This is a genomic window from Micromonospora sp. AMSO12t, assembly GCF_008806585.1.
Lineage (GTDB): Bacteria > Actinomycetota > Actinomycetes > Mycobacteriales > Micromonosporaceae > Micromonospora > Micromonospora reichwaldensis.
Window position 1 is genome coordinate 1 of the sequence record NZ_WAAS01000159.1, and the last position, 14,912, is coordinate 14,912.

13 protein-coding genes and 2 pseudogenes are annotated in these 14,912 nt (G+C 72.6%); 7 read left to right on the forward strand and 8 right to left on the reverse strand.

Going from position 1 to position 14,912, the window contains the following annotated elements:
• From F6X68_RS21385 to F6X68_RS21400, 4 genes and pseudogenes are all read right to left on the reverse strand, one after another.
• Positions 1–160, reverse strand: a pseudogene (locus F6X68_RS21385) (5-carboxymethyl-2-hydroxymuconate semialdehyde dehydrogenase); the annotation flags it as partial.
• A gap of 23 nt (positions 161–183) precedes the next feature.
• Positions 184–1,521: an NAD(P)/FAD-dependent oxidoreductase gene (locus F6X68_RS21390; protein ID WP_151455959.1), complete on the reverse strand. Its 1,338-nt coding sequence runs from the start codon at positions 1,519–1,521 to the stop codon at positions 184–186.
• A 117-nt stretch (positions 1,522–1,638) separates the two neighbouring features.
• Complete coding sequence (kynU, locus tag F6X68_RS21395; RefSeq protein WP_151455960.1) at positions 1,639–2,949, reverse strand: kynureninase; 1,311 nt, start codon at positions 2,947–2,949, stop codon at positions 1,639–1,641.
• Between the two features lie 20 nt (positions 2,950–2,969).
• Positions 2,970–3,869, reverse strand: coding sequence for a tryptophan 2,3-dioxygenase (locus tag F6X68_RS21400; protein ID WP_151455961.1), 900 nt, complete (start codon positions 3,867–3,869; stop codon positions 2,970–2,972).
• A 179-nt stretch (positions 3,870–4,048) separates the two neighbouring features.
• Between F6X68_RS21400 and F6X68_RS21405 the strand changes: the two genes are divergently transcribed.
• The 3 genes from F6X68_RS21405 (at position 4,049) to F6X68_RS21415 (ending at position 5,979) form a co-directional block, all read left to right on the forward strand.
• Complete coding sequence (locus tag F6X68_RS21405; protein ID WP_151455962.1) at positions 4,049–4,504, forward strand: Lrp/AsnC family transcriptional regulator; 456 nt, start codon at positions 4,049–4,051, stop codon at positions 4,502–4,504.
• Positions 4,505–4,593: 89 nt separating this feature from the next.
• Positions 4,594–5,115 carry a hypothetical protein gene (locus F6X68_RS21410; RefSeq protein ID WP_151455963.1) on the forward strand — a complete coding sequence of 174 codons (522 nt, stop codon included), beginning with the start codon at positions 4,594–4,596 and terminating at the stop codon, positions 5,113–5,115.
• Positions 5,116–5,127: 12 nt separating this feature from the next.
• Positions 5,128–5,979, forward strand: a complete 852-nt coding sequence (locus F6X68_RS21415) for a class F sortase (protein ID WP_151455964.1) — start codon at positions 5,128–5,130, stop codon at positions 5,977–5,979.
• Positions 5,980–6,022: 43 nt separating this feature from the next.
• Here the strand turns inward: F6X68_RS21415 and F6X68_RS21420 are convergent, their stop codons facing one another.
• The gene (locus tag F6X68_RS21420) at positions 6,023–6,580 is read right to left on the reverse strand and encodes an HNH endonuclease (RefSeq protein ID WP_132239323.1); all 558 of its coding nucleotides are present in this window, start codon (positions 6,578–6,580) and stop codon (positions 6,023–6,025) included.
• Positions 6,581–7,536: 956 nt separating this feature from the next.
• Here F6X68_RS21420 and F6X68_RS21425 point away from each other — a divergent pair.
• On the forward strand, positions 7,537–8,715 hold the full coding sequence (locus F6X68_RS21425; protein WP_192581483.1) for a low temperature requirement protein A: 1,179 nt from the start codon (positions 7,537–7,539) through the stop codon (positions 8,713–8,715).
• A gap of 723 nt (positions 8,716–9,438) precedes the next feature.
• Here the strand turns inward: F6X68_RS21425 and F6X68_RS21435 are convergent.
• A complete protein-coding gene (locus F6X68_RS21435) occupies positions 9,439–10,284 on the reverse strand; it encodes an alpha/beta hydrolase (RefSeq protein WP_151455966.1) in 846 nt (281 codons plus the stop codon).
• Between the two features lie 150 nt (positions 10,285–10,434).
• Here F6X68_RS21435 and F6X68_RS21440 point away from each other — a divergent pair, with 150 nt between their 5' ends.
• The 3 genes from F6X68_RS21440 (at position 10,435) to F6X68_RS21450 (ending at position 13,619) form a co-directional block, all read left to right on the forward strand.
• Complete coding sequence (locus F6X68_RS21440) at positions 10,435–11,487, forward strand: mechanosensitive ion channel family protein (RefSeq protein WP_370518969.1); 1,053 nt, start codon at positions 10,435–10,437, stop codon at positions 11,485–11,487.
• A gap of 232 nt (positions 11,488–11,719) precedes the next feature.
• Complete coding sequence (locus tag F6X68_RS21445) at positions 11,720–13,132, forward strand: MFS transporter (RefSeq protein WP_151455968.1); 1,413 nt, start codon at positions 11,720–11,722, stop codon at positions 13,130–13,132.
• 97 nt (positions 13,133–13,229) lie between these two features.
• Positions 13,230–13,619 (forward strand): globin, encoded by a 390-nt coding sequence (locus F6X68_RS21450; protein WP_192581484.1) that lies wholly within the window; start codon positions 13,230–13,232, stop codon positions 13,617–13,619.
• A gap of 88 nt (positions 13,620–13,707) precedes the next feature.
• Here F6X68_RS21450 and F6X68_RS21455 read toward each other — a convergent pair whose 3' ends face one another.
• Positions 13,708–14,295 (reverse strand): YbjN domain-containing protein, encoded by a 588-nt coding sequence (locus F6X68_RS21455; protein WP_151455969.1) that lies wholly within the window; start codon positions 14,293–14,295, stop codon positions 13,708–13,710.
• Positions 14,296–14,444: 149 nt separating this feature from the next.
• Positions 14,445–14,912: pseudogene (locus F6X68_RS21460) on the reverse strand (hypothetical protein); the annotation flags it as partial.

Sequence of the window (14,912 nt, forward strand, 5' to 3'; positions counted from 1 at the left end):
CGACCGCATCGTCCACACACGCCCGATCCGCCTCGACCACCTCGAACACCGGCTCACCCGTCACCGGGCTGCGCTTGACGAACCGCCGCCCACCCTCGACGAACTCACCGCCCACGAAGTTGCGCAGCAGGCCCGGGCCGTCGGGCGCCCGCCCGGCCATCAGCCGGGGATCCCAGGTCACGGTCATCGACGCCTCCCCCGGCTGATCGTGAGGCCGACCGCGCCGGCCAGCAGCGCCACGGCCCCGGCGGCCACCGCCCCGAGCAGGCGGTGCTGCCGGCGGACCCGCCGACGCACCTCGGCGTACGGGGTGGTCGAGAAGGACACCAGCTCGTAGCGGGAGACGTAACGGCCCGGCAGCACCCGCTCCAGCGCGTGCTCGACCTTCCGGCCGGCCTGGAACAGCGGCGAGGCGACCTTGTCCCGCATCTCCACGAAGTTCGCCAGCGCCATCTGCGCGATGGCCTCGGCGTTGGCCTGCCGGCGCTGCTGGAACAGGGGCAGCGCCTCGGACCAGTCGTCGGCGCACTCGTCCAGGCAGCGGTCCAGCTCGACGACGTCCTCGAAGGCGCAGTTCGCGCCCTGGCCGTAGAACGGGACGATGGCGTGTGCCGCGTCGCCGAGCAGGCCGACCCTCCCGTACGCCTGCCAGGGGGTGCAGCGGACGGTGCCGAGCACGCCCACCGGGTTGTGCTGGTAGTCGTCGACGAGGCCCGGGGCGAGCGGCGGCAGGTCCGGGTAGTGCTCGGCGAAGTGCCGCTCGATGGCCGCCGGGCTGCCCAGCGAGGCGAAGCTGGCGGTGCCGTGGGTGGGCCAGAAGAGCGTGCAGGTGAAAGAGCGGTCCGGGTTCGGCAGCGCGATCATCATCGAGGTGCCGCGCGGCCAGATGTGCAGCGCCTCCGGGTCGAGGGCGAAGTCCCCGCCCAGCGGCGGGATCGTCAGCTCCTTGTAGCCGTAGTCGAGGAAGTCCACGCTCTCGGTCAGCAGCCCGTACGCCAGCAGCTGCCCGCGCACCGCGGAGCCGGCGCCGTCGGTGCCGAGGACGACCGACGCGGTGGCCGCGACCGTGCCCTGCGGGGTCTCGAAGGTCATCTCGCCGCTGGTCGGGTCGAGCCCGACGAGCCGGTGGTCGAAGGCGACCCGCACCCCGGGCAGGCTGGTGGCCGCGTCGAGCAGGGCGTTGTTCAACGCGCCCCGGCTGATCGAGTTGATCGCCCGGTCGCCGGCGGCGCTGTACGACTGGAACTGCGCCTCGCCGTCGACGGGGTGGATCATCCGGCCGCGCATCGGCAGCCCGTCGGCCAGCACCTGCTCGTCGAGGCCGATCCGGCGCAGCGCGTCGAGGCCCCGCTCGGAGAGCGCCAGGTTGATGGAGCGTCCCCGCTCCACCGTGCCGGTGCGCGGGTCGGGCCGCCGCTCGTAGAGCGCCACCGGGTAGCCGCGCCGGGCCAGGAAGCAGGCCAGCAGGCAGCCGGCGAGGCCCGCGCCGACGACCGCGATCTCGTCCCGCTGGTCGGTCATGAGCTCATCTCCGTTCGCGACTGCGGGGCTCGCAACCCCAGCTCACTCCTCGCGCTCACCATGAGCTCATCTCCGTTCGCGACTGCGGGGCTCGCAACCCCAGCTCACTCCTCGCGCTCACCATGAGCTCATCTCCGTCGTGGCGGCCAGCGCGTCGGCGACCCGCCAGCAGTCGTGGAACGTGGAATAGAGCGGCACCGGGGCGAACCGGATGATGTCCGGCTCCCGGGCGTCGGCGATCACGCCGTGCTCGTGCCGCAGCCGCTTGGCCAGTTCGGCCGCGCTGCCCGCGCCGATGCGCACGGAGAGCTGGCAGCCGCGCCGCTCCGGCTCGCGCGGGGTGACCACGGTCAGCGGACGGTTCGCGGTCACCTCGTCCAGCAGCCCCGCCAGGTAGCCGGTGAGCCGGAGGCTGCGCTCGCGCAGCGCGGGCATCCCGACGGAGTCGAAGAGCTCCAGCGAGGTACGCACCGGGCCCATCGCGAAGATCGGCGGGTTGGAGATCTGCCACGCCTCGACGGTGGCCGGCGGCCGGGAGACCGGGGTCATCTCGAACCGGGTGGCCGCCTCGGTGCTCCACCAGCCCTCGAAGCGGGGCAGGTCGGGGTCGCCGAGGTGCCGCTCGTGCACGAAGACGCCGGCCAGCGCGCCGGGGCCGGAGTTCAGGTACTTGTAGGAGCACCAGGCGGCGAAGTCGACGTCCCAGTCGTGCAGGGCGAGCGGGACGTTGCCGGCGGCGTGCGCCAGGTCCCAGCCGACCACGGCCCCCGCCGCGCGGCCGGCGGCCGTGATCGTCGGGATGTCCATCAGCTCGCCGGTGAGGTAGTTGACCCCGCCGAGCAGCACCAGCGCCACCGTGTCGCCCTCGGCGGCCAGGTAGGCGGTCACGTCCTCGGTGCGCAGGGTGTCCTCGCCGGCGCGCGGGCGCAGCCGGACGACCGTGGTGTCCGGGTCGAGGCCGTGGAAGCGGGCCTGGCTGCGCACGGCGTAGCTGTCCGAGGGGAAGGTGCTGTCCTCGATGACGATCCGGGTGCGCGCACCGGCCGGCCGGTAGAAGCTGACCATCAGCAGGTGCAGGTTGACCGTCAGGGAGTTCATCACCACGACCTCCGCCGGGGCGGCGCCGACCAGTCGCGCGGCCGGCGCCGTCAGCAGCTCGTGGTACGGCAGCCAGGGCCGCACGCCCTCCAGGTGTCCCTCGACGCCGAGGCGGCTCCACGCGTCCAGGTCGGCGGCGAGCTCGTCGCGGGTGGCCCGGGGTTGCAGGCCGAGGGAGTTGCCGGCCAGGTAGGCGGCCTCGGGGTACCGGCCGCCGTCGGCCGGCGGCACGCGGAACAGGTGGCGGTGCCCGGGATCGGCGGCGTCGAGGCGGCGCGCCTCGGCCTCACCGGCGGCGAAACCGGACGGATCGGATGCGGGGGTGGTCATAGCGTCGTCTCGCTCTCGGGTCACATCGCTGTCCGGGCCGACCACAGCTCGGGGAAGACCACCCGGGCCATGCTCCGCTGCAACCACGCCAGTCCGGCGGAGCCGCCGCTGCCCACCTTGGCGCCCATTGTGCGCTGCACCGCCTTGACGTGGTGCTGCCGCCAGTCGCCGAACTGCTCGGCCACCTCGGTCAGCGCCTCGCCCAGCATCCGCAGGTGGTTCTCCGGCCCGGGCTCGGCGTAGATCCGCACCCAGGCGGCCTCCACGGCGGCGTGCGGCTGGTGCTCGGCGTTGACGTCCCGGTCCAGCAGCTCAGCCGGAAGCTCGTGGCCGTGGCGGGCCAGCAGGGCGACCACGTCGTCCCAGAGGCTCGGCGCCGCCAGGGTGGCGCGCAGCTCGGCGTACACGTCGGTCTGCCGCCGGAACGGCCGGATCAGCGTCTCGTCGCGGAGGCCGAGCAGGAACTCCAGGTGGCGGTACATCGCCGACTGGAAGCCGGAGCCCTCGCCCAGCAGGTTGCGGAACCGGTTGAAGTCGGCCGGGGTCATCCAGCGCAGCCCGTTCCAGGCCGCGTTCAGCCCCTCCAGGTGCAGCGCGGCGCGGCGCAGCGGGGCCAGCGCGTCCCACACCCGGTCGGCCCGCAGCAGCCGCTGCGTCTCGCGCAGCTCGTGGCAGCTCAGCTTGAAGTACAGCTCCATGATCTGGCTGACCATCAGGAAGGACATCTCGCCGGGGTCGTCGCTCAGCGGCTGCTGCAGTTGGTGCAGCGTGCTGGCGTGCACGTACGCGTCGTACGGCACCCGCTCGGCGAACTCCAGCGTCGGTTCGCCGCCGTTGCGGGCGGCGCGGGCCGCGCGTTGCCGCGGGGTCACCGGGCGCACCGCCGCCTTGGCGGGTACGCGCACGTCCGTCTGCTCCACCGGTGGCCTCCCTCTGCTTCGTCACCCGGGACGGCCGACGGTCGGCCGTTTTCGGGATGTCAACATGATCTCTCGGCGGAACCCCCGGATGGAATGCCGGATCAACGGCGCTCACCCCGTCTGACCTGCTACGCAGAAGGCATGAGCCGGATTCGGCTTCAGGAAAGTAAGGTCGCCTCATGGACGACATGGACTGGGCGCTGCTGCGGGAACTGCAGGCCGACGCGCGCCTCTCCTTCAGCGAACTCTCCCGCCGGGTGCACCTGTCGCCGCCGGCCGTGGCCGAGCGGGTGCGCCGGCTGGAGGAGTCCGGGGTGATCACCGGCTACCACGCCCACGTCGACCTGACCCGGGCCGGCCGCACCGTGGTCGCGCTGATCCGGATGTCCTGTTACGGGGCCCGGTGCATCCTGCACGACCCGGACGTGGCGAACTGGCCCGAGATCCTGGAGATCCACCGGATCACCGGCGACGCGTGCAGCATGCTCAAGGTGGCCGCCGGGTCGATCGACGACTTCGAGGGCGTCATCGACCGGCTCGCCCCGTACGGCCAGCCGTCCAGCACGATGGTGCTCTCCACCCCGCTGGAATGGCAGCCCGTCACCCCGCTGCCCCCCGCCGACCGGCAGCGCTGACCCGCCCCGGGTTTGCCCCCCGGCCAGCGGGAAAGCAGGCCCCTGTTGCCCGGGGAGGATTCCGGTGATCGTCACCGGAAGGGGGGATCATGCCGGTGCTCACAGCGTTCCAACGTGCCCTGACCCGCGCTCTGACCGTCTTGGGGCTGGTCGGGGCCTTCGTCCTGACGACTCTCGCACCCGCCTGGGCGGGTGAGAACACCTTCGTCGAGGTGGTACCCAACAGCGCGCAGGCCGGCACCCGGGTCAGCATCCGGGCCGGCTGCGACAACGCCAACAACCGCCAGGCCGACGTGCACTCCGACGCCTTCGGGCGGGTGATGCTGCGGCCGGACAACGGCTTTTTGACCGGCCAGGTCACCATCCCGGGCAGCAAGGAGCCCGGCGACTACCCGGTGGACCTGCGCTGCGACAACGGCAAGACCGCGACCACCACGCTCACGGTGCTGAACATGGAGCAGCCGAGCAAGGGCCCGGCCACCGGGGGCGGCGGCACCGCCGGCGTCTCGGGCACCGGCTCGATGCTGATGATCGGTGGCCTCGCGGTCGTGGCCCTGGCCGTGGGCTTCGGCTTCTTCGGCAACCGCCGCCGGACCGGGTCCGGTTCCTGACCCGCCGTCGCCATGGCCGGCTCCCTGAGGCGTACCAGGCGATCGGATCCGGGCCGGGTCCGGGCGACCACCCGGCGGGCGCTGCGGGCGTCCCGCCGGGCGGCGGCCGCGACCGCGCGCCGGCTGCGCCGGGTGGCCGGGGAGGCGGTGTCGGCGAGCGTCGCCACCACCGACCCGGCCGCCGGTCCGCTGCCCGCCCGGCCCCGCTACCGCCGGATCCCGGCCGGCGGCCGCCGGCTGGCCCCGGGGCGGGGGCCCGGCCTGCCGGTCCTGGTGATCGGGACGTTGATGGCGCTGATCGTCACGATGCTCGGCGTGGAGCGGATCGCCGGCGTGAGCGTGCTGCCGGAGCGGTTCCTCGCGGGGCTGCGACCCGCGCCGAAGAAGTTCCCGGTGCTGCCCGCCAGCCGGCCCGTCGGCATCGCCATCGACCCGATCGACGTCCGGGCGCCCGTGCACGGCGTCGGCATCGCCCCGGACGGCAGCATCGCGGTGCCGGACGCCGCCCGCGCCCAGGAGGCCGGCTGGTACGACCAGGGCCCGACCCCCGGGCAGTACGGCCCGGCGGTGATCGTCGGGCACGTCGACACGACCAGCGGGCCGGCGGTCTTCCACAAGCTGCGGGACCTGGACGACGGCGACCGGATCGAGGTCGCCCGGCAGGACCGCTCGGTGGCCGTCTTCGAGGTGGACTCCGTCGAGCGCTTCGACAAGGACCGGCTACCGGTGGACGAGGTCTTCGGCGACTTCGACCGCCCCCGGCTGCGCCTGATCACCTGCGGCGGACGCTGGGTGGGCGGGCAGACCGGGTACGCCGACAACGTGGTGGTCTTCGCGTCGCTGGTCCGGGCGCGCACGACGTGACCGGCCCGCCCGCGCGCCGCGTCGTGCGGGCGCGGGCGACGGGTCAGGCGGCCTCGGGCTCCCGGCTCAGGCGGCCTTCGGGCTCGCGCAGGTCGAGCCAGTCGGACCAGCGGGGGTCCGGCGCCCGGTGGCCGAGCACCCGCCAGGCGGTGCCCTTCGGGGCCGCCGGCAGCGCGTGCAGCCGCCAGCCCAGCTCGGCCGGCGTCTTGTCGCCCTTGGTGTGGTTGCACCGGGCGCAGGCCGCGACGACGTTCTCCCAGGCGTGCCGGCCGCCCCGGCTGCGCGGGAAGACGTGGTCGATGGTCTCGGCGGGACCCCGGCAGTAGGCGCACCGCCAGCCGTCCCGGGCGAAGATGGCGCGGCGGGAGAGCCCGACGTGGGTGCGGTAGGGCACGCGTACGAAGCGGGTGAGGCGGACGACCGACGGCACCGGCAGCGCGTCGCGGGCGCTGTGCAGGATGCCGTCGCCGTCGGCGACGCAGACCGCCTTGGCGGAGAGCACGAGAATGGCGGCGCGGCGCACCGACACGACACACAGCGGCTCGTAGGTGGCGTTGAGGACCAGCGCACCGGAGCCCACCGTGGGTCGTATGTCAGGCATCGCGTTCACCCTCCCGGTTCAGCGGCCCCTGCTTGCCACCGCCGACCGGAAACGGGCGCAGTTGCCCACCACGGCCGACGCCGGCCGGATCACCGACGTCCGTGCGCCCATCGTCCCTGATCGGCTCCCGGATTGCACGCACTAATGTGACAAGCCAAGTGGGCATCACCCGGAAACGGGCAGATCTGGCCCCTGAGCAGGGCGGGACCCCTCAGCGACTCTCGACGTTCTACACCCGTTTTCGATCTCGGTTGTGCCGGATCCGTGCCCGATGATCTTGCAGTTGCATTGATCTCCGTAAACTTGATCAAGGCAACTCAAGATCACTAAAGTGCCTGACGTGAAGCGGAATCCCCCTCCAAGCGGTGGCCCTGGGTTCTCCTGTCCCTCGTCGTCCATGGCCTGCACAGGTGCGCTGGCCGTTCCTGCGGCGTGGGCGGTGAGAGTCCAGGTTGAGGCGGCGGAACAGAGAGAGCGCGCTCCCAATGCGGCGGTGGCTGTCTACCTGCTACGGCTGAGGTCGTAGCTGGCACGGGGGGTCGTCTGCTCGGCACCGCGGACGCTGCCCCCATGTCTGGGGCTTGCCGGTCCTGCCCTGCGGGTCATTCTCGGCGCCCAGTCCCCGGCGGCGGCCCGTTCTGACGCCGGGGTACACGAGGGTTGATACTCCAACGTCACTTGGCTCCGGCGTTGGGCGCGCGTGGGCATGAGGACGGGCCTCCCAGCAATAAGGGCCGATCGTCACGCATGTCCTGGGACGGATTCGTCAGCGTGTGGTGGCGTCCGGGCGCGTCCAACCACTCCCACGACGTCCTGGTCGGGCCAGGAGTCGTTGGCGGTCACCCGTATGGCTTCCCTCCGGGTGTAGGAAATCCAACCCCCGGTGAACCGGGGTCGTGCCGGTGAATATGAGCGGTATGGGACTTCGGGAAGGCGGCCGACAGAGCCAAGACCTGTTGCGACGTCGCGAGGACGTGCAGCAGGCCAACTTCCTGGAACTGTTCGTCGACCTGGTGCTGGTGTTCGCCCTCGCCGGGGTGGTCAGCCGGGTGGCGCGGGAGATCGTCAGCGAAGACCTTGTCGTCCGGTGGTGGTCGATGGGCTTCCTGCCGGTGCTGTCGCTGCCGCTGATCTGGCTGTGGATCACGACCGCGCACATCACCAGCTGGTTCGACCCCCGCCGCCGCAAGATCCAGTGGGTCGTATTGGCCAGTGACTTCGGGCTGCTGGTCATGTCGACCTCACTGCCGTACGCGTTCGTCGGCCGCGGGTGGGCGTTCGTGCTGCCGTACGTGATCCTGCAGTGCGGCCGGCCGCTCATCCTGATGCCCGCGCTGCGCGGGCACCCTCTTCGGCAGCTCTACCTGCGGTCGGTGCTGTGGCACTCGGCCACGGCGGTGATCTGGTTCGCCGGCGCGGCCGTCAGTGGCGACGCCCGGGTCGCCCTGTGGGGGGTCGCCGTGGCCGTCGACATCGTCGCCGGGCAGCTGCGCTGGCCGGTACCGGGGATGGCCCGGCAGCCGGTCAGTGCGTGGGCCATGGACAGCCGCCACCACCTGCCCGCCCGCTATCAGCAGTTCCTGATGATCGCCCTCGGGGAAACCGTGCTCGCCGTCGGCCTCACGGTGACCTACCAGCCGGTCACCGCGGTGACCGGCGCGGGGCTCGTGGTGGCGTTCCTGTCGACGGTGCTGCTGTGGCGCATCTACTTCTACCGTTCCGGCCAGATCCTCGGCGAAGCCGTCGCCACGGCGGGGGACCGGTACGCCGCCGGTCGCGCCACCGGCACTGCACACGTCGTCATGGTGATGGGCATCCTCACCGCCGCCGTCGGCTTCGAGATCGTACTGAAACACACGGCCGGCAAGCCCGAGCCGGTGTGGCTCGTCGCTATCCTCGGCGGTCCAGCACTGTTCCTCTACGGCCGCATCCGTCTGGAACGCGTCGTGTTCGACCGGCTTTCCCTCCGCCGCGTCGTCGCCATCGCCGCCCTGGCGGTCGCCGCCGTCCCCCTGTATTTCGCCCCGCCGCTGGCCGCTACGGTCGTGGCCGCGCTCGTACTGCTCGCCGTCGCCCTCGCCGACGCCCGCCACGCCGCCGGCCGTCCCGCCGAGGCCCCCTCCCCGGCACACTAGGTAACCCGGTCGGCCGGGGAGCTGCACTGCGACTGTCAAGGGCTTCCCTGATAGCCGTGTGCCGGGGCGTGACCGGCCGCCAGGCCGCACGCGCGCCCCGGTGCGATACGGCGGCGGGCCGCTTGCGCCCCGCCCTTGACGAAAGCGTCGCCAGATCGTCTGTCCTCCTTTACTTCGGGGTCCTTAAGAGCATTTTGAACGCCGCTGTTGTCGACAAGGTCCTTTCCGATAACCCATGTGACGGCGTGAAGCTTTCGCGCGGCTGTTTGGCTTGGAGCCGGCGAAGGCTTGCGCATCGGTGAGGTTCTGGGATGGAAGCCGGCGCACGATGCAGGGACAGCCAGCCGATCGGCCCTGCTGGTCGAGATGGGATCTGAGTTGTGCCCAAGTTGTGCCGGATGATCTTCTCTTGACGTTCTTGCAGATCAACGCCTACTTGCACTAGTAAATCCCGGATTGCACGCACTAATGTCAGAAGCCGGCCAGGCATCACCCGGAAACGGGCAGATCCGCCCCTGAGCAGGGGCGGACCCCTCCGGCGCCGCTCGCCGTCCGGCACCCGCCACCCATTCCGACGCGCCGCATTCCAGGCCCCGATGATCATGTTTACGCATTGAAGCCGATAAACGCGATCACGACGACCCGATCAATGCCGCACCGGCGGGTGCGACCCCCTGCGCGCATCATCGGCTGCGCTCGGCGTCGATCGGCCCGCCGGGTCCGTCAGAGCCGGGCCAGGGAGGAGAGCAGTGCCGCGGTCTCCCCGGGGCGGACGAGCACCGCGGCGTGGCTGACGTCGAGGGACCACACGTCGAACGGGTTGTCGGGGGTGAGCGCGTCGGCGTCGGCGATGAACCGGTCCTGGAGCGCGATCGGCATCGACCGGTCGGCGGTGAGCCGCAGGTAGGTGCGGGGGACGCGGCCCCAGGTCCCGGGGTCGGCCCGCTCCTCGCCGGCGTCCAGGCTCTCGTCCGGCTCCAGGGTGTTCAGGTAGCCGTGGAACTCGTCGTCGGTGCCGTCGGCCAGGATCGCCTCCCGGAGGGTGGCGAGCAGTGCGGGGTCGGCGGTGCGCCAGTTGAACCGCAGCGCGCCGAGTTCCATCGGGTTCGCGGCGAGCAGGCCGCCGACGCCGTTCAGGGCGCTCGACGCGTTCTCCGCCGAGGCCTGGTAGCCGGCCGGGGTGTCGGCGGCGCAGCACCACGCCGAGATGTAGACCAGCCGGTCCAGCAGCTCCGGGGCGGCGTTGGCGACCCCGGTCAGGGTGAGCCCGCCCCGGCTGTGCCCGACCAGGATGACCGGTCCGTGCTCGCGTACCCGCCGCACGACGTCCAGGACGTGGGCCACGTTGTCGGCGTGGCCGACGCCGGCCATCGCGCTCGGCGCGGTCGCCAGGGCGGCGAGGTCCTGCGGGGCCTGGTACGCCGCCGGGAACGTCGCGCCGAAGCCGTGCCCGGGCAGGTCGACGGCCAGCGAGCGGTGCCCCCGCAGGGCCAGCTCCCGCTGCATGGGCGCCCAGGTGAACGAGTTGCTGCCGGCGCCGGGCACGAAGACGAAGGTGGAAGCTGTCATTTGATCATGATAGTTGCGCCGTCACCTCGCGTTCCCGGGGCGGGACCTGACCGGTGCGACCGCGCCCGGGCGGCACGCTCCACCGGGGGCCGGGTCACGACGCGGAGGGTCGGGGGGTTCGGGCCCCCCCGGGTGCGGTACGAAGACAGCGTGACCGCTGCCAGCCTGACGCCGCCCGCCCTGCCCGCCGTCGAGGCGCCGGACCCGGCCCCGTCGCCGACCTGCCTGGACGACGCCCTCTGCAAGAGCGTCTACGACATGACCGGCTCGGTGTGGTTCGCCGAGGGCAGCTACTGGATCCTGCTCAAGCCGCTGCGGATCGTGATGATCCTGCTGCTGGCGGTCGCCGCCCGGTGGCTGGTGCACCGCACGATCCGCCGGCTGGTGCGCACCACCACCGACGCGGGCGTGCCGACCATGCTGCGTCCGCTGCGCGAGCGGATCCCCACCGCCGCCGTCGAGCCCGGCGAGTTCGTTCCGGAGCGGCGCCGGCAGCGGGCCGAGGCGATCGGTTCGGTGCTGCGCAGCCTGAGCACCGCGTTCATCTTCGGCATCGCGCTGCTGATGATCCTCAAGGAGTTCAGCTTCGACCTGGCCCCGCTGCTGGCCAGCGCCGGCATCGCGGGCGTGGCCCTCGGCTTCGGCGCGCAGAGCCTGGTCAAGGACCTGATCGCCGGCCTGTTCATGCTGATCGAGGACCAGTACGGCGTCGGAGACACCGTGGACCTCGGCGAGGCGACAGGCGTGGTGGAGTCGGTCGGGCTGCGGGTCACCACCGTCCGCGACGGGCGGGGCGTGCTCTGGTACATCCGCAACGGCGAGATCGTCCGGGTGGGCAACAAGAGCCAGGGATGGGCCCTGGTGGTGGTCGACCTGCCGATCGGCTTCGCCGGCACGGAGGAGGCCACTGCCGTGCTGCGTACCGCCGCCGCCTCGGTGGCGATCGACCCCGACCTGGCGCCGGAGATCGTCGAGGCGCCGGAGGTGCTGGGCGTCGAGCAGATGACGGTCGACGGCGCGGTGATCCGTACGGTGGTCAAGACGACCGCGGACGGGCAGTTCGCCGTCGGCCGGGAGCTGCGTCGCCGGCTCGCCGAGGCGCTGGAGAACTCCGGCATCACCGCGAAGATCGCCGCCGCCCGGTTCTACCCCGGCATGCCGGTCTCCACCCCCCGCGAGACCGGGCAGGGCGGCGCCACCTGAGGCGTCCAGAACGCCGGGCGGCGGGGGTCGCGAGCCGGGTGGCCCCTCGGGTATCGTCCGTTCGTTCAGTCGGAGATGCGACGATCAACCCCTTCGCCCTAGCCACTCGTCGGACGATCGGGCAAAATCCGGTGCAACGCGCTCCCCCGGAGCGTGATCACGTCCTCGCTGATCCGTAGATCTGACGACGGTTCCCGGGCCGTCCATCACGAGTGGCCCGCTCAGGGGAACGATGGAGGCGACGGTGCCTGACGAGCGACCATCCCCGGAAGGGCCGGCAACCTTCCGCGAGGTGTTCGCCAATCGCGAATACGGCGCCGTCTTCACGGCCAGCGCGCTCTCCTGGATCGGCGACTACATCGCCAAGGCCGCGGTCACCCTGCTGGTCTACGAGGAGACCCGGTCCGTCGCGCTCTCGGCCGCCGCCTTCGCGGTGAGCTACCTGCCCTGGCTGGTCGGCGGCCCCCTGCTCGCCACGCTCGCGGAGCGGCACCGCTACCGGCAGGTCATGGTGATCTGCGACCTCGTCCGGATGGTGCTGATGGGGTGCATCGCCATCCCCGGCGTGCCCGTCCCGATGATCCTGGCCCTGCTCTTCGCCACCACGCTGGCCAACCCACCGAGCCAGGCCGCCAAGTCGGCGCTGATTCCCCTGGTCCTCACCGGGGACCGCCTGGTGGTCGGGCTCTCGATGATCAGCAGCGTCGGCCAGGCCGCCCAGGTCGTCGGCTACCTGGCGGGCGCGGCCATCGCCGCCTTCAACCCCACCACCGCGCTCCTGGTGAACGCGGCGACCTTCGCCCTGTCGGCCGCGCTGGTCCGCTTCGGCGTGGCCGACCGACCGACGGCGATGACCGCCGCGCACCGCAGCCACCTGCTGCGGGAGACCGCGCAGGGCTTCCAGATCGTGTTCGGCACCCCGGTGCTGCGGGCCATCGCCGTGCTGGTCTTCGCCGCCATGCTCTTCTCCGTGGTGCCGGAGGGCCTCGCCGCCGCCTGGGCGAGCGAGCACGCCGGCCAACTGGACGCCGGCGCCGCGCAGGCGATCATCATGGCGGCGAACCCCGTCGGCTTCATCCTCGGCGGCCTCGTCGTCAGCCGGGCGTTCGGGCCGGACCGCCGGCTGAGCCTGATGCGGCCGTTGGCGGTGCTCTCCCCGCTGGCCCTGGTGCCCGCCCTGCTCGACCCTCCGCCCCTGGTGGTGGCGCTGCTCGCCGCGGCCTGCGGGTTCGCCGTCGCCGGCATGCTGCCGGTGGCCAACGGGCTCTTCGTCCGGGCGCTGCCCGACGGCTTCCGGGCCCGCGCCTTCGGCGTGATGGCGACCGGCGTCCAGGTCATCCAGGGCATGGCCGTCCTGGTCACCGGGTTGCTGGCCGAGCGATACTCCATCCCGCTCGTGGTCGGGGTGTGGAGCGCCGTCGGGGTGCTGCTGATGACGCTCGCCGCCCTGCGCTGGCCGAGCCGGTCGACGATCGACGCGGCGATCGAGGCGGCCCAGCAGGGGGGCGGAGCGGCCCCCCGGCAGGCAGCCGGCCCCGCCTCCCCGGCGGGCGCGCAGGGGCGGCCCGTGGAGGAGCGGTCCGGCGGGCCGGCGGGCCGCTGGGCGGTCGCCCCGGCGAGGCGGGACGGCGGCAGCACGCGGTGACCCGACCCACAGCCGGCACCCCCCGCTCGCCCGACGTGGCACCTGGCAGGATGGAACGGTGAATGCCGCAGGTGAGTCCGACCGTCCCGGTGCGTCGATGACCCTCTTCGAAGCGGTCGGCGGCGAGCCCACTTTCCGCAAGCTGGTGGACGAGTTCTACGCCGGGGTCGCCGACGACCCGCTGCTGCGCCCCATGTATCCGGAGGAGGACCTGGGCCCGGCCGCGGACCGGTTGACCCTGTTCCTCATGCAGTACTGGGGCGGCCCCAACACGTACTCGGCGCAACGGGGGCACCCGCGACTGCGGATGCGCCACGCGCCGTACCGGATCGGCGCCGCCGAGCGGGACGCGTGGCTGCTCCACATGCGCCGCGCCGTGGACCGGCTCGACCTGCCGCCGGAGATCGCCACCGCGCTGTGGGACTACCTGGAGCGGGCCGCCTACTTCATGGTGAACGCGATGGAGGACCCGGCGGGGCCGGCCTGACCGGGCTGCCCCTCGGGTGCCCGGCAGGTGCCGGGCGGCCCGTCGGCGTTCGCCCGGGCACCGGATCGCCCGGCGGGCGTCCGGCGCCTCAGAGCAGAGCGCCCTCGTCGTGCAGCCAGTCCACGAAGCTGGTGGCGACCGCCGCGCCGCAGTCGAGCATCTCGACCAGCAGCGCGTCGTGCGCCCCGGCACCGAACGGCACCTGCAACTCCGCGTAGATCGGCAACTGGCCGCGCTCGGTCGGGTCGCCGATGTAGGCCTTGCAGAAGCGGCGGGTGTGGTTCCACTCGTTGACCACGCGGTAGGCGCGGTCGGCCCAGTCCGGCGGCACCGTCGCGTGTGGACGGGCCCGCATCACCAGGATCTCGTCCTCCGGACCCTCCAGTGTGACCAGCACGGCGTGCCGCTCCCACATGGCCAGCAGGTTGCCGTCGCCGTCGGCCAGGTAGCGCACGTCGAGCCTGTCGAGTGCGTCGCAGACGCGGCGTAGGGTGACCGGCTCGACCGTGGCGGGCATGTCCGCGATCACGGCTCGCTCCGTCGGCGGGCAGTCGTCTCCCGGCTGACGGGGGGTCGGTGGTCCGACCCGGACGGTGCTCTCCACTGTGACCCCGCTCCGCCTTTCCGGGTCGCCGCCGCCGTTGGCGGGACCGGGGCGCCATGACCACCACGGCATCGCTCGCGCACCTCACTCCCCAGCGGATCCACTCGCCTACGGTGCGTTGGATCCGAGGATGGACGGTACCCGGACAGCCGGGTTGAAGCACCCCCCCAACGGCAGCCCCAGGACAGAAGAATGACCGAGGGTCAGCCGAACGGATGAATTCAGAGGGGCCGCACGGCAAGTTCGGTGGCCTTCTGCGACCATATCGCTCCGTACGGTCCCACCAGGCCGACCCATCGGCCAACCGTGCGCACCTGGACGTCGCCCCCGCCGACCGTCCCGGCCACCCCCTCGGCGGGTCCCAGGAAGCCCATCCGGACCACCCCCTGGACCATCCGCTGGGTCACCTCGACCGGCTCGCCGGGCGGGTCCTCCGGGGTGACCACCACGGGCACGTGGTCGAGCAGCGCGTCCCGCAGCGCCCGCTGCCCCACCGCACGCCCGCCGACGCCGTGGGTGCTGGCGTCGCGCAGGGCTCCCGCCGCCGCCGCCGCGATCCGCCGCAGCTCCACGCCCGGCAGCGTCTCCACCCGGCGGCTCGCCGCGGGCGGCAGCGGCCACCGCCACCGCTCGTCCCGCCGCGTCGGCAGGGCCGCGCCGCCCGCCGCCAGCTCGGCCAGCAACTCGCG

What these genes read in the sequence shown, in the direction of transcription:
- F6X68_RS21390 (WP_151455959.1), bottom strand. Translation starts at nt 1,521, where the DNA reads ATGACCGACCAGCGGGACGAGATCGCGGTCGTCGGCGCGGGCCTCGCC.
- kynU (WP_151455960.1), bottom strand. Translation starts at nt 2,949, where the DNA reads ATGACCACCCCCGCATCCGATCCGTCCGGTTTCGCCGCCGGTGAGGCC.
- F6X68_RS21405 (WP_151455962.1), top strand. Translation starts at nt 4,049, where the DNA reads ATGGACGACATGGACTGGGCGCTGCTGCGGGAACTGCAGGCCGACGCG.
- F6X68_RS21410 (WP_151455963.1), top strand. Translation starts at nt 4,594, where the DNA reads ATGCCGGTGCTCACAGCGTTCCAACGTGCCCTGACCCGCGCTCTGACC.
- F6X68_RS21415 (WP_151455964.1), top strand. Translation starts at nt 5,128, where the DNA reads ATGGCCGGCTCCCTGAGGCGTACCAGGCGATCGGATCCGGGCCGGGTC.
- F6X68_RS21420 (WP_132239323.1), bottom strand. Translation starts at nt 6,580, where the DNA reads ATGCCTGACATACGACCCACGGTGGGCTCCGGTGCGCTGGTCCTCAAC.
- F6X68_RS21435 (WP_151455966.1), bottom strand. Translation starts at nt 10,284, where the DNA reads ATGACAGCTTCCACCTTCGTCTTCGTGCCCGGCGCCGGCAGCAACTCG.
- F6X68_RS21445 (WP_151455968.1), top strand. Translation starts at nt 11,720, where the DNA reads ATGGAGGCGACGGTGCCTGACGAGCGACCATCCCCGGAAGGGCCGGCA.
- F6X68_RS21450 (WP_192581484.1), top strand. Translation starts at nt 13,230, where the DNA reads ATGACCCTCTTCGAAGCGGTCGGCGGCGAGCCCACTTTCCGCAAGCTG.
- F6X68_RS21455 (WP_151455969.1), bottom strand. Translation starts at nt 14,295, where the DNA reads ATGCCGTGGTGGTCATGGCGCCCCGGTCCCGCCAACGGCGGCGGCGAC.